The organism is Levilactobacillus sp. LN180102, from assembly GCF_050106635.1.
Lineage (GTDB): Bacteria > Bacillota > Bacilli > Lactobacillales > Lactobacillaceae > Levilactobacillus > Levilactobacillus brevis.
Genome location: NZ_JBNIIX010000003.1, coordinates 36,028 through 53,454, shown reverse-complemented (window position 1 = coordinate 53,454; position 17,427 = coordinate 36,028). Strand labels below are relative to the sequence as shown.

At 46.5% G+C, this 17,427-nt stretch carries 21 protein-coding genes and 1 riboswitch; of the genes, 12 read left to right on the top strand and 9 right to left on the bottom strand.

Annotation, left to right across the window (positions count from 1 at the left end; translation table 11 throughout):
• Nucleotides 1–15 precede the first annotated feature (15 nt).
• Nucleotides 16–774, top strand: a complete 759-nt coding sequence (locus tag ACP4IT_RS02735) for an alpha/beta hydrolase (protein ID WP_011668430.1) — start codon at nt 16–18, stop codon at nt 772–774.
• Here the strand turns inward: ACP4IT_RS02735 and ACP4IT_RS02730 are convergent.
• Nucleotides 759–1,802: a PrsW family intramembrane metalloprotease gene (locus ACP4IT_RS02730; RefSeq protein WP_011668431.1), complete on the bottom strand. Its 1,044-nt coding sequence runs from the start codon at nt 1,800–1,802 to the stop codon at nt 759–761. The genes ACP4IT_RS02735 and ACP4IT_RS02730 overlap by 16 nt on opposite strands.
• A 168-nt stretch (nt 1,803–1,970) precedes the next feature.
• Between ACP4IT_RS02730 and ACP4IT_RS02725 the strand changes: the two genes are divergently transcribed.
• Together ACP4IT_RS02725 and ACP4IT_RS02720 are read left to right on the top strand one after the other, a co-directional pair.
• Nucleotides 1,971–2,927: a nucleoside hydrolase gene (locus ACP4IT_RS02725; RefSeq protein ID WP_021741534.1), complete on the top strand. Its 957-nt coding sequence runs from the start codon at nt 1,971–1,973 to the stop codon at nt 2,925–2,927.
• A gap of 140 nt (nt 2,928–3,067) precedes the next feature.
• The gene (locus ACP4IT_RS02720) at nt 3,068–3,415 is read left to right on the top strand and encodes a hypothetical protein (RefSeq protein WP_011668433.1); all 348 of its coding nucleotides are present in this window, start codon (nt 3,068–3,070) and stop codon (nt 3,413–3,415) included.
• Between the two features lie 40 nt (nt 3,416–3,455).
• On the opposite strand, the gene ACP4IT_RS02715 is transcribed toward ACP4IT_RS02720, so the two are convergent.
• The 4 genes from ACP4IT_RS02715 to ACP4IT_RS02700 all read right to left on the bottom strand — a co-directional run bounded on the left by ACP4IT_RS02715 (nt 3,456) and on the right by ACP4IT_RS02700 (nt 7,167).
• On the bottom strand, nt 3,456–4,118 hold the full coding sequence (locus ACP4IT_RS02715; protein ID WP_047020926.1) for a hypothetical protein: 663 nt from the start codon (nt 4,116–4,118) through the stop codon (nt 3,456–3,458).
• Between the two features lie 71 nt (nt 4,119–4,189).
• The gene (locus ACP4IT_RS02710; RefSeq protein WP_011668435.1) at nt 4,190–5,005 is read right to left on the bottom strand and encodes a Cof-type HAD-IIB family hydrolase; all 816 of its coding nucleotides are present in this window, start codon (nt 5,003–5,005) and stop codon (nt 4,190–4,192) included.
• A 72-nt stretch (nt 5,006–5,077) separates the two neighbouring features.
• On the bottom strand, nt 5,078–5,893 hold the full coding sequence (locus ACP4IT_RS02705; protein WP_015474170.1) for an alpha/beta hydrolase: 816 nt from the start codon (nt 5,891–5,893) through the stop codon (nt 5,078–5,080).
• Nucleotides 5,890–7,167, bottom strand: a complete 1,278-nt coding sequence (locus ACP4IT_RS02700) for a PTS transporter subunit EIIC (protein ID WP_011668437.1) — start codon at nt 7,165–7,167, stop codon at nt 5,890–5,892. Before ACP4IT_RS02700 ends, ACP4IT_RS02705 begins: the two co-directional genes overlap by 4 nt.
• A 364-nt stretch (nt 7,168–7,531) precedes the next feature.
• Here ACP4IT_RS02700 and ACP4IT_RS02695 point away from each other — a divergent pair, with 364 nt between their 5' ends.
• Genes ACP4IT_RS02695 through ACP4IT_RS02685 form a run of 3 tightly spaced genes read left to right on the top strand, consistent with a single transcriptional unit; the run spans nt 7,532 to nt 9,294 of the window.
• Nucleotides 7,532–8,290 (top strand): DUF2087 domain-containing protein, encoded by a 759-nt coding sequence (locus tag ACP4IT_RS02695; RefSeq protein ID WP_011668438.1) that lies wholly within the window; start codon nt 7,532–7,534, stop codon nt 8,288–8,290.
• Entirely contained in the window at nt 8,287–8,616 is a 330-nt protein-coding gene (locus ACP4IT_RS02690) for a GIY-YIG nuclease family protein (protein WP_015474172.1), read from the top strand. The genes ACP4IT_RS02695 and ACP4IT_RS02690 overlap by 4 nt, the downstream gene beginning before the upstream one ends.
• 9 nt (nt 8,617–8,625) lie before the next feature.
• Nucleotides 8,626–9,294 (top strand): chloramphenicol acetyltransferase, encoded by a 669-nt coding sequence (locus tag ACP4IT_RS02685; RefSeq protein ID WP_011668440.1) that lies wholly within the window; start codon nt 8,626–8,628, stop codon nt 9,292–9,294.
• Nucleotides 9,295–9,339: 45 nt separating this feature from the next.
• On the opposite strand, the gene ACP4IT_RS02680 is transcribed toward ACP4IT_RS02685, so the two are convergent.
• Nucleotides 9,340–10,518, bottom strand: a complete 1,179-nt coding sequence (locus ACP4IT_RS02680; protein ID WP_011668441.1) for a serine hydrolase — start codon at nt 10,516–10,518, stop codon at nt 9,340–9,342.
• 221 nt (nt 10,519–10,739) lie between these two features.
• Nucleotides 10,740–11,663: a serine hydrolase gene (locus ACP4IT_RS02675; RefSeq protein WP_426855161.1), complete on the bottom strand. Its 924-nt coding sequence runs from the start codon at nt 11,661–11,663 to the stop codon at nt 10,740–10,742.
• Between the two features lie 197 nt (nt 11,664–11,860).
• A riboswitch (TPP riboswitch) is annotated at nt 11,861–11,952 on the top strand.
• Between the two features lie 89 nt (nt 11,953–12,041).
• Here ACP4IT_RS02675 and ACP4IT_RS02670 point away from each other — a divergent pair.
• The 6 genes from ACP4IT_RS02670 (at nt 12,042) to ACP4IT_RS02645 (ending at nt 16,704) form a co-directional block, all read left to right on the top strand.
• Nucleotides 12,042–12,605 carry an ECF transporter S component gene (locus tag ACP4IT_RS02670; RefSeq protein WP_011668443.1) on the top strand — a complete coding sequence of 188 codons (564 nt, stop codon included), beginning with the start codon at nt 12,042–12,044 and terminating at the stop codon, nt 12,603–12,605.
• Between the two features lie 24 nt (nt 12,606–12,629).
• Entirely contained in the window at nt 12,630–14,039 is a 1,410-nt protein-coding gene (locus ACP4IT_RS02665) for an ABC transporter ATP-binding protein (protein ID WP_011668444.1), read from the top strand.
• Nucleotides 14,036–14,689 (top strand): energy-coupling factor transporter transmembrane component T family protein, encoded by a 654-nt coding sequence (locus tag ACP4IT_RS02660; RefSeq protein WP_011668445.1) that lies wholly within the window; start codon nt 14,036–14,038, stop codon nt 14,687–14,689. Before ACP4IT_RS02665 ends, ACP4IT_RS02660 begins: the two co-directional genes overlap by 4 nt.
• 24 nt (nt 14,690–14,713) lie before the next feature.
• Entirely contained in the window at nt 14,714–15,367 is a 654-nt protein-coding gene (gene tenA / locus ACP4IT_RS02655; protein WP_047020930.1) for a thiaminase II, read from the top strand.
• 78 nt (nt 15,368–15,445) lie between these two features.
• Nucleotides 15,446–15,811 carry a hypothetical protein gene (locus ACP4IT_RS02650; protein WP_011668447.1) on the top strand — a complete coding sequence of 122 codons (366 nt, stop codon included), beginning with the start codon at nt 15,446–15,448 and terminating at the stop codon, nt 15,809–15,811.
• Nucleotides 15,812–16,512: 701 nt separating this feature from the next.
• Nucleotides 16,513–16,704 carry an LBP_cg2779 family protein gene (locus ACP4IT_RS02645; RefSeq protein ID WP_011668448.1) on the top strand — a complete coding sequence of 64 codons (192 nt, stop codon included), beginning with the start codon at nt 16,513–16,515 and terminating at the stop codon, nt 16,702–16,704.
• Between the two features lie 80 nt (nt 16,705–16,784).
• Here the strand turns inward: ACP4IT_RS02645 and ACP4IT_RS02640 are convergent, their stop codons facing one another.
• Both ACP4IT_RS02640 and ACP4IT_RS02635 read right to left on the bottom strand, forming a co-directional pair.
• Nucleotides 16,785–17,027, bottom strand: coding sequence for a zinc-ribbon domain-containing protein (locus ACP4IT_RS02640; RefSeq protein WP_024855481.1), 243 nt, complete (start codon nt 17,025–17,027; stop codon nt 16,785–16,787).
• 15 nt (nt 17,028–17,042) lie between these two features.
• Complete coding sequence (locus tag ACP4IT_RS02635) at nt 17,043–17,387, bottom strand: hypothetical protein (RefSeq protein WP_024855480.1); 345 nt, start codon at nt 17,385–17,387, stop codon at nt 17,043–17,045.
• Nucleotides 17,388–17,427 lie beyond the last annotated feature (40 nt).

Here is a 17,427-nt window from a genome sequence, read left to right as displayed (position 1 = left end):
AAGGAGGTGTTTGCCATGGCTCATCGACGTCGCTTAACGGTTCTCTTGACCACCATCGTAGTTCTCTTAGGTCTCTGTACTTGGTGGAACCACCGTTGGTCGGTCTTAACTCACGTTCGCGTTCCCCAAACCACCACCGCAACAATTTTTTTACCCGGAAGCAGTGGCAGATGGCTGTCACTTCGGAGCATGGTCACCAGTCTTAACCGGCCTCATCTGGCCACCTTTGCGCTCACAGCCCACGTTTCTTTTGCCGGCCGCGTCTCTTGGCAACAACGGCACGCTATTCGGGCAAATAATCCATTGGTTCCGATCATCTTTAAAGATAACACACATCCCCAACGACAAGCGCGCCAGTTGCTCGTTGTCTTAAACCAACTCCACCGCCGTTATGGGATTAATCACATTAACGTTGTCGGTCACTCTTCGGGCGGCACCATTATCTATGACTATCTCAATAACCGGTCACAAGCCCCGGTAACCGTTCGCCGAATTGTGACAATTGGCGCTGACTTTCCGGAGCGAACACCTTTACGCCGCGTTACCCCTAGCTGTAATTGGCTTAATCTAGCCGGCACGATTGGTGCTTTGGATAATGATAGCGAGGTTCCTGTAGCGACCGTGACCCCACTTGCACACTTGGTTGCCCAACGCGGCGTCCATTACCATTTCCGGCGTTATGCCGGTCCCGTTTGGAACACACAACATTCCCTGCTACATGAGAATCCCGCGTTAGACGCACTGATTATTCGGGCCCTTTACCCACCTAACTGAGTATTCTTTAAAATCCGCTGGCCTTGTAAAGTGCGTGCTTCCCGTAACCCCGCATTGACCAACACAAAGATGGCCATCCAGCCAATAGCAATTAATACCCATTGCTGGAGATAAAGAATATCTAACAAGGCAAAGGGGGCATTCCAATCCCAAATAGCATGCAGTGCGACCGCCAATAAATAGAAACGTAAAAATTTCGGTGCCACCATGTTGCTCCCCGTGACGGGCTGATGCCGATCTTTGGCCAAAATAATTGCAGCACCCATAATGGCGGACCAAATCGTGTGAGTCCCTATTGCTTGCCAGCTGCGCATTAATAGTGTCACTAGTCCGTATTGACCCGTGTAGCCGGCCGTTTCAAATACGGCAAAACCTGCGCCAATTGCGGCGCCGACTAATAATCCATTAAAAATATAATTCAAATGAAATTGATTGATAAAATAAGCAATTACTAACATTTTGGCAGTTTCTTCAATAAAGCCCACAATTAGGGCCGATTCCCATGAAACGCCATTGCCAGAGGGAATTAATGAGTACAAAATCATCGTCGCAACCAGCGATAAGATCCCACCGACCAAAAATACGGTCATCAGTTGGTAAACCGAAATATTCTGGAAAACATTCATTTCGAAAAACATGACCAGTAACGAAAATGGCACAGTTAATGAGCCAATGAAAATCATCCCTGGAACCGCATTATTACTCCGAAAGACTAAGAAGAGCATCGCTAGTAAGAAGAAACTAGCACCCAACAATGCAAACACACGGGAAAATAGCCATGGCTTGACTGGTGCAGCCGATACTGCCTCTAAAGACGGCGTCGTTTCTCGAGTTCCAACAATGAAAAGCGCTTCAGCCTCGTCATGATCGTGGTGCTTAAAGACGGATGAGAACATCTGGAATAGGTGGATTTCAACCACCTTATTCTCCCCGGTCCACTCATTCATCTCTTTGGTGGCATCGTCTAATAAGTGGTTATGGTAGTGAAATCGTTTTTTTAGTGGTTTAATGGCTTCCTTATCGGTCATGGTGTCGTCCCTTTCCTGCTATCAACGGATTAATTCGGTTCCTATCTTACCCTGAACGGTCAAATGCTTCAACTTGGTGACGGGGTGAGCTTGCTAAATGTAACCCGTTACATTATAGTAGAGAGAGGCTTTTAACTAATTCTGGATTAAAGGGGAGACAAGATTATCATGGCAAAACGCAAAATGATTTTAGACTTAGATACTGGGATTGACGATTCTCTCGCAATCGCTTACGCACTGGGTGCACCTGATGTAGATTTGATTGGGATTATCGGTTCTTACGGTAACGTGGTTATCGAAGAAGGTGGCAAGAACGCACTAAAGATTTTGGAACTGTTAGGTCACACTGACATCCCCGTCTATCTAGGTGAAAGTCATTCTTCAACCTCCGATCATTTTGATCGGATGGAAGTCAGTGCCAACATTCACGGTCAAAATGGGATTGGTGAAGTTGACCTGCCTGAACCAACGCGTGCTATCGAAAGTGAATCCGGTGTTGACTTCTTAATCGATGCCGTTCACCAATATGGTAAAGACCTAACGTTGGTTCCAACCGGCCCAATGACTAACTTAGCTGCTGCTTTGAAGAAGGCCCCAGAAATTGCCACAGAAATGGGCAACATGACCTTCATGGGCGGCGCTTTAACCATGCCAGGTAACGTAACCCGTTTCGCCGAAGCAAACATTAACCAAGATGCCGAAGCCGCTAACGCCGTCCTCACTAGCCCACTCCACTCAACGATGGTTGGCCTAGATGTTACGCTACGGACTTTGTTGACTAAGAAAGAAACCCAACAATGGCGTGATTTAGGTACGACGTCTGGTGAAAAGTTTGCTGACATCGTGGACTACTACATCGAAGCCTACAAGCAATTTAACGACAACTTGGGTGGCTGTGCACTGCACGATCCATTAGCCGTTGGGGTAGCGTTAGACCCTAGCTTTGTGACAACGATTGATCTCAATATGGTCGTCAACACCAATAAGGAAACTTATGGCCGAACTATCGGTGATGACAACCGTTTGAACGAACCAACTAACGTCAAGGTCGCTGTAATGGTCGACAAAGATCGTTACCTGAAAGTCTTCATGGACTACCTGACCAACTTATTCAAAGAAAACTAACTCATTATCAAAAACCATTGCTCTGCTATTTAAAGTCGAGCAATGGTTTTTAATATTCTGTCAGTCTAATCGTTTTTCTTTACGCCCACGCTGAAATCCCGTAAACTTAACTTATTAACTTTACGCAAGGGGGGACCACTATGCAACCACAAGTTCAGTCCGAACATCGGGTCATCAATGGTTTAAGTTATTTGAGCGTTATCTTTATGCCAGTCGGCTTTCCATTATTGGTGTTAATCACGGCAGCTTTCACCCAATTGGCACCCGACGTGACCCGCTCAGCACGGCACGCATTGATCTTGCAATTACTGCCATTCATTTGTTTCATCGTCTTAGCCTTTAGCATCGGTGGCATATCACTCTTCACCTCTGTTAACGGTCGCTTCTTAGCCGGTAGCGGCTTAATCATTGGCGCGGCTTTGGTGCTACTATCTGTCGTGCTCTATCTATATAACATTTACCGAGCAATTCGTATTTTTGCCGCTTAGGCCCACTAAAAAACACGACCCGTTAAAGGTCGTGTTTTTATTATGCCTTGTAATTGAAATTACTAATCATCGTTTTTACAGCCGTGTTAGTATACTCAGTTGCATAGGCCTTCTTTTGTGCTGCCGTTAATGTTGAAGCACTGTTAAAAGCCTCCGTGTACTTCTTCAACATTACTGGCTTCACATACTTCTTAGCATAGGCAGAAGCTGGACTCGTCTTAGTCTTGGTATACGTATAGCTCTTACCCGATGTCGCTAATCGACGGTTAAGCTTCGTGCCATAAACCTTCGTACTAAACGTCGTACTGGTCTTCTTGGCCAACTTAAACGTATAGTTTTTCTTAGACAAGGACGTCGTTGTCTTATTATCTTTTGTTTTAAATTCAATCAGCTTGTACTTAGTCGTTAACGTCCGCTTATTTTTACTTAATTTAATAGAACTTGGCACGCCATACTTCACATTCGCGTTAGCACCATTAAAATCGCCGAAGATCAACAATGTCCCGGTCTTGCCAGATGACTTGTAGGTCTTAAAGTAAAAAGCGGTCTTCGATTTGGCGCTCTTGTAATAACGCTTTAAATCGGTATTGGTAAACGTTGGTTTGGCTTTTGTCTTAGCACTAGCAACACTTGGTGCGGCAATTCCTCCCAAAGTTCCTGCTGCCAGTACCAATAATCCCATCTTCACCATTAAACGTTTCATGACCATAATCCTCCTTAAGATTCATGCTGTACACTTTTTATACTAGCATTTCACAAGCCTAATTACCAGCTCTATCCCAGTAATTCTGGAAACACGTGTTGTAAATAAGCCGCCACACCAGCGTGATTATTATCCACTGGTGTCTGATGGTTAGCTGCCGCCTTCACTGCTGGTTGACCATTTTGCATCGCCACACCATCACCGGCTGCCTTAATCATGCCCAGATCATTTTCAGCATCGCCAAACGCCATTAAATCGCTGAAATCCCAGCCAAAATGCGTTAATAACTGGCCCAATCCAACGGCCTTATCCATATCCGCAGCCAAAAATTCCAAAATCTTGGGTTGTGACCGGACAACGTGGTAAAGCTTTGTAAGCTCTGGTGTCAACTTAGCCACGACCTGATCCAAGATGGCAGCATCGGTCGCCATCACGGCTTTACTAAATAATTGGTCTGGCAAATCAGCAAAGGCCGTTGGGATAAACTTCATTGGCGCTTTAAGCATTTGCTCATAAACCGATGGTGTTAGATCCGCAATCGGATAAACCTGATCAAAATCAAGCACATCCATCGGATAATGGTTAGCCGCGGCAAAAGCATGCAACGGTTCAAAATCATTCCGGCTCAGTCCACTTTGTGCCAACGCTTCTTTAGTTGAATTCTGAATCACTAACGCTCCGTTAAACGTGATTGTGTAGTCATCGTCTGTTGTCAATCCCAGCTGCTCCAAGTAATGCCAAATCGCATTGATGGGCCGGCCGGTGCACAAAACAATTTTAATACCGGCCTCATGCAATTGGCGCAAGGCGGTTGCATTTTCTTCGCTGATCGTCTTATCCGTATTGAGTAGCGTCTCATCTAAATCGAGCGCAATCATTTTTATCATTCGTCAACGTCCTCCGTTTTATTCCCTAATACCCTCAGTTTACACGTTATGCCGCTCGAAATAAACCTTCAGTTACGTCAGGAGGTCTTGGCGAATGAGGCCGACAATTTGTTTGTTCTCAGGCAGATCTGCATGATTGGCGTTAGCGCCCGTCACCGTGATCTGCGTAAAGTTTTTCACGCGCCCCTGAAAAATAAATTTTCCACGGTTCACGCTATCAAACGGCACAATGCCATCGCCAGCAAAGGTTTGACTACCCGCAATCGAGTAGACCAATAGGCGCTTGGGGAGCTGGTCACGCTTAGCCACCAATTGTTTAAATAACGGTGTATCAACTTCTGCATCGGACTCCTCTAAATTGAATGGCGAGGCAATCGTCATTAACCGGTCGGCCTTAGCCTTAGTCGCCGCTAGGTCTTGTTCCATAAATAGCGTCAAAATCAACCCACCATTAGAATGCCCCATCGCCGAAAAGTGATTAAATTGATACGTTTTCTGCAGTTCCTTAAAGGCGATCGTAAACCATTGCGCTTGCTTTAAAATATTGGCATACCCGTCATGATGATTTTCAAACCCCACCACAATAAAGGGACAATTATCACCGTGGCGCAAATGACCACTATAGTGTAAATGCCCATTCGTTAATACTTCCACGCGAATCAGGCTATGGGGCTTAGGCGTTTCGTGATTCAGTTCTTTCACTAAGGCGTTGAATCGATTCTGCGTGGCACTCGATCCCGGTACCAAGAACACGGGGGCTAAGGCACTTTGGTAATGCGCACGGACACTCGCTGCTTGGTGAGGTTGCCACCAAAAGCCTGGTATGCACAATAGGACCAACAACCCAACGATTAGAAGAACGGGTGACCCCTGCAATCGTCGCTTCATTTCTCATCGCCTCCCTGTGCTTCAGCCAGCCATAACCATTTCAAGAAAGGCCAATAGATGGCGGTACTAATCGCCAAATCGACTAATGCTAACGCGAACGCTCGCCAATTACCACCGGTCCCTAAATAGGCTAACAGTGGTGCCGGTGTCCCAGCAGCCAATGGATAAGCAACTGCCGGAACCCAGTTTAAACGTAAACATATCCAGCTCACTGTAATCGTCGCTAATGGTGCTAATAAAAAAGGAATGCCTAATAATGGATCTAAAATTACCGGTAGCCCCGTCATCAATGGTGCATTTAAATTGCCTAACGTCGGCAACACACTTAACCAGCCAATTCGCCGTTGTGCTCGCGGCGGCCGCGTCAGGAACAAAGCCAATAATAACCCTAGCACCATCCCTGAACCGCCAAAATTCGCATAAACACTGATTACCATATGGACTGTCAGTGGATAAGGCAGCTGCCAACCATGATGTAATAACACCGCCGCCAAATTTTGGGCCGTCTCAACGGTTTGACCGGTGGTCGCTAATGGCCCCAGCATGCCTAACCACGCAAACACTCCGGTAAGGGCACTGAACCCCCACAGTCCAACAATAAAATGTGACAGTCTAAAAGGCCAACGCAGTAATCCGATAAGGGTCGCATTAAAACTCACCGTCTGCGCACTAACCCACAACAATCCCACCGCGGCCGTTCCTAGGGTCCAAATACTGGTTAGCCACAACGACTGGGTTAACGGTTCTTCTTGCGTGGTCCGCCGTTGAACCACCCAACGAAAACTATTGCCGACTAAGACCCCCATTAAGATTCCCAATAAAATCCCCGATAAGCCTAAGTTGTTAGCCGACCACTTGATGGATTGTACCTGTAAGACGGTTCCGCGATCGACATTAAAAAATTTCATCCCAATCACCGCCGTCACCCCGGCTAATAACCGGTCAGTCGAATGCGCCGTTTTGTCTGCGACTAAATAATAGCTGACCGCAAACGCCACCATGATTCCTGAAAACCCTAAGGTACCCGCACTAACTAGCCGAACATAACGCTTCAATAACGTTAATTGCAACAACCAATGATTAACGTGAAGGGTTTGATAATAGTAGCCCGTTGTTTGTAGCCACGCCTGGTCAATGAACGTGGCAAGACTCCCCAAGAAAACGAGTGGAAAGGTTAATCGTAACGCGTGCCGAATTGCCCGAACTTGTTGGTGTCGTTGCCAAGCCAGCTCAAATTTTACAAGCCGCTGGCCCCAAACTGTTAAACTTGGCATGACTCTCGCCCCCTATTTCCCACCATTGTAAGCCCAACGGCCACCAGAACAGGTCTAAACTATTCGGTTGGAAAGACCATTGCTCAAACCAGCCAAGTGGCAATCTGTGTCAAAACGCCACTCATCATATCTACCGGCATCATCTAGCAGTGTTCCATCCAAATCAATCGCAAGTAGTTGTAGTATCACTTGCCATCCCCCACTCTGCTTAACTGGTCTCATCATACTTGGCGTCACTTAGACAGACAACGAATTTGACTTACAAATTTTTAAATGAAAAATGTTTATTTTATAGAGACACTAAAAAAATAATGTTGACTGTTTCAGTAAACAAATGTACACTGTTGCTATTGGAGGTTATCCCATGACGCAAATTGATCTAACACTTACCGAATTAGAGCAAGGCTGGCATCAATCAGCCGACTACTTTAGCTGTAATTACTGCGATGCGCACTTTGCTTGCGATCAAGTCTTTCCAGTAGACGACGCTTTTTATCCAGCTGAGCGGATGATTCAACACCACTTACAAACGGCCCATCCTGATGCTACTCATTTATTAATCCAAACTAAAAGTAAATATAACACCCTCACGGCCAAACAACAGGATTTACTTGCGGCATTCAGTCAAGGAACCAAAGATGCTGAGATTGCCAAACAAATGGGAGTCGCCGCTGCAACCATCCGCCATCAAAAATTTACATTTCGCGAAAAGGCTAAACAGGCCAAACTTTATCTGGCCATTTACAACCGTGTCTTCCAGACGACACCCGCTGCAGAGACGTTTATTTCTTTACCTGAACAGACCGGGGCAGTCGATGATCGTTTTGCCATCACGACTCGGGACTACCAACAACTAACTGCCAAATATTTCACCAGTACGACCCCCTTACGACTGGCCCGTTGGCCTAAGCAACAAAAAGCCATTTTAGTAGTTCTAAAGCAAGTTGCCACGATCTTACCTGCCGATCAACACTTCGATGAGACTACATTAACCCAATATCTCAAGCCAATCTATACCGATTTTCCGCGCTTGCGCCGCTATCTTGTGGACTATGGCTTCCTAAACCGCACAGCCGATGGTCGTGACTACTGGCGCAACCCCAACTATAAGGAGCTCTCATGAACAAAAAGGATCTCATTCAACAATACAAACTAACGCCAACATTCTATGGCGTGATTCAAATTAAAAATGACCAAACTGGTCAACTATTTATCGATGCCGTTCCCAATATTCACAATCGTTGGGGGTATTATCAGACGAACTTGAACAATCATTTTTATCATGATACCGCCCCGCAAGCTGATTGGGATCGTTTAGGTGCTGATGCTTTTAGTTACCGTGTTCTCTGGAAAAAGGACGCCACTGATGTCATCAACCTGCGCCATAAACTCAAAGATTTAAAACAAGAATGGTTGGAAAAATGCCATCCCGCTTATAACCAAAATTAGGAGAATAAAATGACTGAATTAAATACCCACGCCACACCAATTGATCAAACAACTTGGGCTCGGCGTGAATACTTTTACTACTTTACAAAAATGATGCCCACTGGCTTTACTCTAAATGTCGACATGGATATTACCGCTACTAAAGCGTGGCTCACGAAACACGACCGCAAATTTAACCCGGCCTACTTATATCTGGTCACTAAACTGATAACCAAACATCCCGAATTTCGGGTGGGACAGGTGGACGGTCAACTAGTCGAATACGATGTTTTGCATCCGTCGTATTCAACTTTCCATGGTGATGATTTAACCATCTCTAACTTATGGACAGCCTATGATCCTAGCTTCGAGCAGTTTCATCAAAACTACCTCGCTGATCAGGCAACTTATGGCGACCAACATACCCCCATGCCCAAGGCCCCACAAGGTGCCAACACCTACATGATTGGGAGCATTCCGTGGACGCATTTTAACAGCTACACGCCACTGCCCTTTACGCCATTGAATACATTTTTTCCCGTGATTCAAGCTGGACGTTTTACCTTTAAGGATGGTCAATGGCTCATGCCCCTATCCTTTACCATTCACCACGCGGTAGCAGACGGCTATCACGTCAGTCAGTTTTTTAACGAACTTCAGCGGGTCTTTGACCACCCTGAATTGTGGTTGACTGCTTAAGGCTAAGTAAAAAGGCTCGCCGCTTAATTGCGACGAGCCTTTTACTTAGTTGTTCATACTGCTGTAAGTGTACGCGTGATTCATTAATGAACGGGTTTCCGTGAATTCATTAATATCATGTAAGACCACCGTGATGACCCGATGCTTACCTGACTTTTGCCCAGTCCCGACGAAGCAGTACCCGGCTAGTGGCGTATAACCGGTCTTCAAACCATCAACCTTCAAGGATGACTGATAGTACTTCCGGCCCTTCAACAGGTTATTGTAGTTATAGCATAGCTGACCGTCCACGTTCTTAGAACCAACGGCACCATCAGTCAGAATTCGAGGATAATCCTTGATCAAATGGCGGGCAATCAAGGCAACATCTTTAGCCGATACCATGTTGGCATTTTTACTCCCGTAGGCGTAGCCGAACGCTTTTAGATCATCATTTTCGAGTCCGGACGCCGAAACAAAGCTGGCCTTACCTAAGTTCCAACTCTTAGCCTGCGCATTCATCTGCTTAATAAATTTCGCATTACTACCGGCTACCCACTTACCCAATGCAATGGCCGCGTTATTTGAGGAGTCTAGCAAGGCGGCATCATAAAGTTCCTTGACCGTGTACTTGTGTCCGGTCTTAAACAGGAAGCCACCACAAGCTGAACTCTTGCCCATCGCAATTAAGCCCTTACTACTGGTATCAACGACCTGATTCCATTTCGTAGCGCTCCCATCAACCTTCTTCAATACGAGGTATAGCGTCATCAGCTTTGAAACGGACGCAATTGGTCGCACAGTATTCGCGCTCTTTGACCACACGGCTTTACCCGTTGTATAATCCAACGCAATCGCATTCTTCGCATACTTCAACCCAAATGGCGCTTTCCCCTTTTTCAGGTAGCCATGCCAAATCCAGCCCTTGACCGAGCCTGACTTATTCTTAACGTAATAGTAAATGCCCTTTGAGTTACTATGCTTTAATGTCGCTTGCTTGGTCGCATACCAGGTGGTGTTGGGGTAAGTTTTTAGTGCGGCCACCTTCTTGGTATGTGTCTGATTATAAAGCGCACCAGCCGTACTCTTTTTGTGATAAGCGGTCTTCGTCAACGTCTTCGTGGAAACTGTTTTGTATGCCGTTGCCGCCTGTGCCGTAGCTTGTGTGCCAACCAACACGCCACTACCAATCGCCGCCGTCAATGCCACCGCCATGATTGCGCGTTTGGCTTTCTTCAATCCCATAATTACATTGTCCTCTTTTCTCAGATTAAATCTTCCAAGGATTACCCTAACACGGACAACAATGACCAAACAAGGATAGCCATCGTTTTGTAACTTGCTTGTTGGGGACGTAACGGTATCGTAATCCATCGTTTCTAGGCTTAACTAACTTGCTGACGAAGGACAATTTCCACAAAAAAAGACGCCACTAACCCGTATTCGTTAGTGACGACCTCGATTCATTAAGCATCCATACCGGCTAACTGATAGGCATAATTCATCAGAGAACGCGTCTCCGTAAATTCATCCTCATCATGCAAGACAACTGTGATGATCCAGTGTTTACCCGCCATCTGACCGGTTCCAACAAAACAGTAACCGGCTAATGGTGTATAACCGGTTTTCAAGCCATCCACATTCAAGCTAGCCTGATAATACTTCCGGCCGGCCAAGAGGTTGTTGTAGTTGTAACACAACTGACCATCAACCTTTTTCGATCCTGCTTGTCCATCCGTTAAAACCCGGGGATAGTCCGTGATTAAGTGCCGGGCAATCAACGCGACATCCTTGGCAGAAACCATATTGGCATTCGCCGTACCATAGCGATAACCGTAATATTGCAAGTCGCTATTTTCAAGACCCGAGGCAGAAACAAAATGGGCTTTCCCCAATTTCCACGCTTTAGCTTGGGCGTTCATTTTCTTAATGAACTTCGCATTGCTGCCACTAACCCATTGACCTAAAGCGATCGCGGCATTATTCGATGAATCTAAGAAAGCTGCATCATACAACTGTTTAACCGTGTATTTATGACCCAGCTTAAACTTAAATCCGCCGCAGGCTGCACTTCGGCTCATTGAGACCAACCCGCGGCTAGTGATCTTAACCTTATGGTTCCAGTTACTTTGCTTCCCATTAACCTTAGCTAAGGTTAGATAAAGGGTCATAATCTTGCTCACAGAGGCAATCGGTCGGGCCGTATTTCCAGCCTTAGACCACACCACTTTCCCCGTATCTGCATTCATGGCAACTGCTGCTTTGGCCTTAGCCAATTTAAACGTTGCTGCGTGTGCCTGTACTGGCGCAGTAACCGCAGTTGTCACACCGCTTAGTGAGATCGCCGCCATCACCAGCAGGCCCCACCGTTTTAACTTCATTTTTTTCATTCCGCCGCTTCTTTCTACATAATTAAAATAACCTATGAATTTTAGCATAGGTGATCCCCACTGGTCAAAATTATCTGGTTACTGATTAACCCGTCTTTCCCCTGAATGGTTGTGCCCCGTGACCGGTCATCCTTTGGTTACGATTATTCTCGGTAACGGTTGCAATTTCTGAACAAATTGGTTAGGCTAAAGTTAATCACATATGACTGGGGTGCCACTATGGCTGAGATTAAACCCATTGAACCTGCTCTGGTTAGGACCAGCGAAGGGAACGCGTCTAATTTAGACTTATCAATGAACCCCACTAGGCATGACTTAGTGGGGATTTTTTTGTCATTTGGTCGCCACAGTTAATGAATTTTTAGGAGGTTTCATCTCATGAAAAACTGGCATTTACGCGATATTATCTTGGTTACCATTCTGGCAATCTTTATGGGCGTTATTTTCTGGGCCCTGAACCCGGTCTATACCCTGTTAGCAGCAGCATTGGCCCCCCTTGGCTTACAACCGCTCGCCAATGAAATCCTACTGGGAGTTTGGGTGATGGCCGGTCCCTTAGCGGGGTTCATCATTCGAATTCCTGGTGCCGCAACCCTTGGGGAATTTCTCGGCGCCGTCGTCGAAATGTTTCTCGGCGGCATCTGGGGAGCTAGTACGTTAATTTCCGGAGCGATCCAGGGACTTGGGGCTGAAATTGGCTTTGCAGCGACTGGTTATAAGCGTTTTGGTTGGGGAACATTAGCCCTCAGTACTTTAACCACCACCATCGTTACTTTCGCTTGGGACTTACTACGTAGTGGTTATGCCACTTATCACCTTAACTTCTTATTGCTATTATTTGTCGTTCGCTTGCTATCCGTCTTCTTCTTTGGCGGTGTCTTAACCAAGCTGATTGCCAATTTATTAATCCGGGCCCACGTCTTACCTACAACTAACCGTTAACCTTAACTGTTTGGAGGAATTTGCTTGACCACCGCTATTCGCAATTTAACTTTTACCTATCCCAACCAAGAGCACCCGGTCTTAGCTGACTTGTCAGCGACTTTTCCCGATGGCAGTTTTAACTTACTAACCGGACCCTCCGGTGGTGGAAAATCAACGTTATTAAAACTCATTGCTGGACTGTTGCCTTTGCCAACCGGTTCCCAGATAACACTCGCCGGCCAAGCATTACAGGAGTTACCAGCTACCCAACGTGCCAGTCAAGTCGCTATGCTATTTCAGGAACCCAGTACGCAATTTACCATGGATACCGTCCTTGACGAACTGCGCTTTGCTTTAGAAAATCAGCAGATTCCGGCAGCCGAGATGCCAGCTAAAATAGCGGCTGCCTTGGACTTTGTGGGCATTACCAGCCTTAAGAATCGCCATCTCACGCACCTCTCCGGTGGTGAACAACAAAAAGTTGCCTTGGCTGTGATTGTGGCAATGGATAGTAAGGTGATTCTATTGGATGAACCCTTTGCTAGCATTGATCCGGCTGCTCGTTTGGACCTATTGCAGAACTTGGTTCAGCTCAGTCAGGCTCATAGTAAAACGATCATTCTAGCAGACCATGACCTGAGCTTTTATGAGCGGTGGATTGATCATCTCTCCGTCCTTGAAGCCGGTCATCTGACCACGTTGTCTCCAGAAGCGACTCAACAACGCTTGGCGATCTTTAGCGCACCACAACGCCAACTGACTCACGTTACCTTACCCGACCGTCAGCTCCCCGTTATTCTCCAGGGACAAGACCTCGGCTTACGACAAGGCACGCGACAACTCATCAATCCGCAAGATTTAAGTCTCTTTGCCCATCAAATAACCTTGATTACGGGCCCTAATGGGAGTGGCAAATCCACTCTCTTACGCGCGCTCGTCCGGCTAACCGATTATCAAGGCACCCTGACTTATGACGGCATTAACATTCAAAAACGCCGGCGCAAAGCTTATGCGCGCCAAGTTGCCCTCATGTTTCAATCGGCCAGTGCACAATTTCTCAACGTTACCGTTGCTGAAGAGATTGCTTTATCCCATAAGTACGGTCGGCAGACGTACTTTACGCCTGAACGTGTGGATCAGTTACTCGCGCAACTTAACCTTACCCAACAGCGTGATCAAATTATTTACACGCTGAGTGGCGGTCAACAAAAAAAGGTCCAGCTCCTGTGTATGCTAATGATGGCTCCGCAAGTCTTACTGTTAGATGAGCCTCTAAAAGGCTTAGATTATGACTCAATCCAAACTGTGCTGTCGATTCTCAAAACCGTTCAGCACGACTTGCAGTTAACGTTAATCATGATTAGTCACCAACTCAGTGGTCTCGATGGGTTCGTTACCCTACATTTGCAGTTAGCCGATTGCCAATTACGTTATCAGGAGGCCGATCAATGAATCCCACGATAAAGCTCAGTCTCGTTATTCTAATTGCTTTTGAAATTTCATTTACACAGGTGTGGACGGTCAATCTGGCCTTATTGATCGTGAGCTTGCTATTAATGATTTATGCCCATGTCTCTCTCAAGCGATTGCTTTGGCTGACGGCAGTACCACTCTTTTTCGCCAGTGCCTTAGTCTGGTCACTAAAACTCCAGGGAAGCACCACACCCCACTTCTTAGGCGTCATTTTCACGCGAATCTTTGTGTACGTCTACCTTGGTGGCTGGTTTAGCCAGACCACACAACCACTCGCTCTCGCACGTTCGTTAGAACAAAACGCTAAGTTACCGGCTAAATTTGCTTATGGTTTTCTAGCCGCCTTCAACCTCATGCCCAAAATTCAAGCGGAAGTTGCAACTATCAAAGCGGCGGCCTTAATGCGCGGCCAAGTACTCCATATTTGGTCACCCCAGCTTTATTTTAAAGTTATCCTTGCCGCTATGAACTGGTCAGACCAGTTGGCCGCTGCCATGACGTCTCACGGTTTCGTAGAAGGGGCCCCACGAACTTATGCCACCACTATTCCACTCCGCCACCGCGACTGGTGGTTACTTGGGCTTAGCCTACTGCTAGTCCAATTGGGACTGTTCTGTGGGTTGCCTTAGCTCAATTTGAAGGGAGTTTCACTGATGTTCACCGATCAAGCACACACAGCCACTCAAAAAAGTTGGGCGGCCTCTAAACACCATCCATTTATCCAACAGCTCCAAGCGGGAACTCTTCCGTTAGCAACATTCCGTTACTACCTGATTCAGGATCACTATTATTTACAAGAATTCGCTAAAGTTCATGACCTCGCCGCCGATCAAAGTCAACAACCCCAAGTCATTGCGCAACTACGGGCTAACGCTGCACAACTACGAGCCGGTGAGATGGCTGTCCGGCAAGGGTTCTTTCAAGAATTAGCCATTACCGATGACGATCTTGCGGCAACCCCCATGGCGCCTAGTGCTTATGCTTATACGAGCCATCTATATCGTGCACTGATGACGGCAGGATCAGCCGGTGCCATTGCTGGTTTACTCCCCTGCTATTGGCTATATGCTGAGATTGGGGCAATGCTGGCACAGGTTGGTTCACCCGTTCCGATTTACCAGGCTTGGATTGATAGCTATAACGCCGATGATTATACCGACGAAATGACCGATCAACTGGCCCTCGCTAATCTGGTGGCCACGCCACAAAACACGTCTGAGCTGTTAGCCATCTTCAAAAAAAGCAGCTGGTATGAACTTAATTTCTGGCAAATGGCATTAGACCACGAAGATTGGTCTGTCAACTAACGCGGCCAGTGATCACTTCTCCAATGCTAGTGTTGTGCGTTATAATAAGGCTAGTATTTGGGGAAAGTAGGTGGCAAGATGCAACGAATACAACGCTTGACGTTTGTCCAATTTTTTGGCTGGTTAGCCTTGGCGCTAGGTCTGCTGATTGAGGGGTATGCCCTATGGGGGAATTTTGGTAGTCGTGCTAGTGGCGATGACATGTTTGGTGGCGCCGTTGTTTTAGCGCTGGCCGCTATCTTCATTCACAGCCAACACTTATTGATTAGCCTTGCCGTCATTTTATTAAGCACTTTAGGTTTTGCCTATTTTACCTTTATCTATACCCAAAGTTGGTTCTGGACAGGAATCATCGCTATCGCCCTGATTGCCTTTCTAATTGCCATTTTGGGGATTCGGACTGATATTCATGACCGCAAGAGTGACTGGCACCATGTTCATTAATCTTTATTAGAGTCCGGGGCTTGTGCCTCGGACTCTTTGTGTTTTAGTTAACTGAAATAGACGCCAATGGATACGGGCCCACACTTTTGGCAAAAAGAAACGGGCCAACCCGAAGGCCGACCCGTTTCCCTGCTTGATAAACTACAAGTGACTGTAGTCATGTAATCATTATGATTACCGTTGATTAAAGTGAAACAACTGGGCAAACCCAGCTTCGGGGCGAACATCCTCATCCTGTTCGCAGTTATTTAAGCGTCGTACGAAAAGCGCGCACACGCGAGGAATCAACCATTGCTGGTTGCGACCTTACTTGAGTGGTTGTCCGCTTTCCCATCATAAACCAGGAAAGCCCACTAACAAGTGCCAACACAACCACTGCCGTGATGAGCCAATAGATTGTTCGTCTTAAGTTCATCAGGTCACCTCACTAGTCGCCGTCTATGACTATCCACCGACTAGCTTAATCAAGAAGTGTTGCAAGACTGTGACGGCCATGCAAAAATCCGCTAACAAATCAGTAACACATCCCATTAGCATGTTAAGAAACATCGTATTGGGTATAAGTTTACGCAATTTTGCGCCGTTCATCAAGTAGAATCCAAAAAAATTTCCAGATATTGAGACTTATCCTGCCGCTTTTGCCAAACTTTAGTATAATGAACCTAAGCAGTCATTACGATTATCATTTGGAGGGGTTATGAATGAGTCAAGAATTAACCGATTTGGCCGAAGCAATCATCACCTACCAAAAGAAATACGATAAAACAGATGGTGAAATGGCTTTCGGCTCAAGAATTTCAGTCGAACGGTTCCATGCTATTAAGACTGGCGAACTACAACCGACTAGCGATGAACAGCGTTCTTTGCAAAGTTTCATCACAACTAAGCCATAGTTAGCTTACTTTTTGAACTTAAAGCTAAAAGATCCGCGTCAGCTTAACTTAACTGACACGGATCTTTTTTTGCCATTAATTTATTTGGACCATGGCCAATGCCACTTTCTGGGCTTATCCGGCGTCACTTCTCGCTTACGTAACCGTTTCATTCCCTCACGGTAAGGATTGGCATATAGCGCGCCCAGATTCAGCTTCTGTGACGACGCCACTGGATCATTCGTTCGATAGGGACGCAGATCCGTCTGACACTTCGGGCAACTATCATCTGTAGCTGTCACCGGAGCGCCACAATGCGGACAAAACTTTAAATCAGCTGCCATTCAACTGCCTCCCCTCTACTCGTGACGGCGCTGCTGGTGAGCCTGATTACGCGCCAAATTGCGTTGACGAGCAACCGCCGCCTCTTTAGCCGCCAACGCTTGTTGTTCTTGTCGCTGTTGTTGACGCTTCTCAGCGGCCGCTTTCTTCTGTGCCTCCGCCAATTGACGTTTTTGCTGACTCCGGTAACTGAAAAAACTCCAGACGCCCACCGCTAGAAAGGCGACGACAATCTGTAAGGGCACTAACGCCCAATTAACGTGCTTAGCGAAAAAGGCATCGTAAATCACTAATAACACCGACATCGCTACAACGACTGAAATTGTATCGCGTAGCCAACGCGGAATTTGTTTCCATTTCATCCTAAAAACTCCTTATGTAGCGCAACGGGAGATAACCCTC

Excerpts from the sequence above, each read along its gene's own strand:
- ACP4IT_RS02730 (WP_011668431.1), bottom strand. The coding sequence starts at position 1,802 with ATGACCGATAAGGAAGCCATTAAACCACTAAAAAAACGATTTCACTAC.
- ACP4IT_RS02675 (WP_426855161.1), bottom strand. The coding sequence starts at position 11,663 with ATGAAAAAAATGAAGTTAAAACGGTGGGGCCTGCTGGTGATGGCGGCG.
- ACP4IT_RS02695 (WP_011668438.1), top strand. The coding sequence starts at position 7,532 with ATGACGCAAATTGATCTAACACTTACCGAATTAGAGCAAGGCTGGCAT.
- ACP4IT_RS02670 (WP_011668443.1), top strand. The coding sequence starts at position 12,042 with ATGAAAAACTGGCATTTACGCGATATTATCTTGGTTACCATTCTGGCA.
- ACP4IT_RS02715 (WP_047020926.1), bottom strand. The coding sequence starts at position 4,118 with ATGAAACGTTTAATGGTGAAGATGGGATTATTGGTACTGGCAGCAGGA.
- ACP4IT_RS02640 (WP_024855481.1), bottom strand. The coding sequence starts at position 17,027 with ATGGCAGCTGATTTAAAGTTTTGTCCGCATTGTGGCGCTCCGGTGACA.
- ACP4IT_RS02680 (WP_011668441.1), bottom strand. The coding sequence starts at position 10,518 with ATGGGATTGAAGAAAGCCAAACGCGCAATCATGGCGGTGGCATTGACG.
- ACP4IT_RS02685 (WP_011668440.1), top strand. The coding sequence starts at position 8,626 with ATGACTGAATTAAATACCCACGCCACACCAATTGATCAAACAACTTGG.
- ACP4IT_RS02725 (WP_021741534.1), top strand. The coding sequence starts at position 1,971 with ATGGCAAAACGCAAAATGATTTTAGACTTAGATACTGGGATTGACGAT.
- ACP4IT_RS02690 (WP_015474172.1), top strand. The coding sequence starts at position 8,287 with ATGAACAAAAAGGATCTCATTCAACAATACAAACTAACGCCAACATTC.
- ACP4IT_RS02700 (WP_011668437.1), bottom strand. The coding sequence starts at position 7,167 with ATGCCAAGTTTAACAGTTTGGGGCCAGCGGCTTGTAAAATTTGAGCTG.
- ACP4IT_RS02660 (WP_011668445.1), top strand. The coding sequence starts at position 14,036 with ATGAATCCCACGATAAAGCTCAGTCTCGTTATTCTAATTGCTTTTGAA.
- ACP4IT_RS02710 (WP_011668435.1), bottom strand. The coding sequence starts at position 5,005 with ATGATAAAAATGATTGCGCTCGATTTAGATGAGACGCTACTCAATACG.
- tenA (WP_047020930.1), top strand. The coding sequence starts at position 14,714 with ATGTTCACCGATCAAGCACACACAGCCACTCAAAAAAGTTGGGCGGCC.
- ACP4IT_RS02735 (WP_011668430.1), top strand. The coding sequence starts at position 16 with ATGGCTCATCGACGTCGCTTAACGGTTCTCTTGACCACCATCGTAGTT.
- ACP4IT_RS02650 (WP_011668447.1), top strand. The coding sequence starts at position 15,446 with ATGCAACGAATACAACGCTTGACGTTTGTCCAATTTTTTGGCTGGTTA.
- ACP4IT_RS02645 (WP_011668448.1), top strand. The coding sequence starts at position 16,513 with ATGAGTCAAGAATTAACCGATTTGGCCGAAGCAATCATCACCTACCAA.
- ACP4IT_RS02720 (WP_011668433.1), top strand. The coding sequence starts at position 3,068 with ATGCAACCACAAGTTCAGTCCGAACATCGGGTCATCAATGGTTTAAGT.
- ACP4IT_RS02705 (WP_015474170.1), bottom strand. The coding sequence starts at position 5,893 with ATGAAGCGACGATTGCAGGGGTCACCCGTTCTTCTAATCGTTGGGTTG.
- ACP4IT_RS02635 (WP_024855480.1), bottom strand. The coding sequence starts at position 17,387 with ATGAAATGGAAACAAATTCCGCGTTGGCTACGCGATACAATTTCAGTC.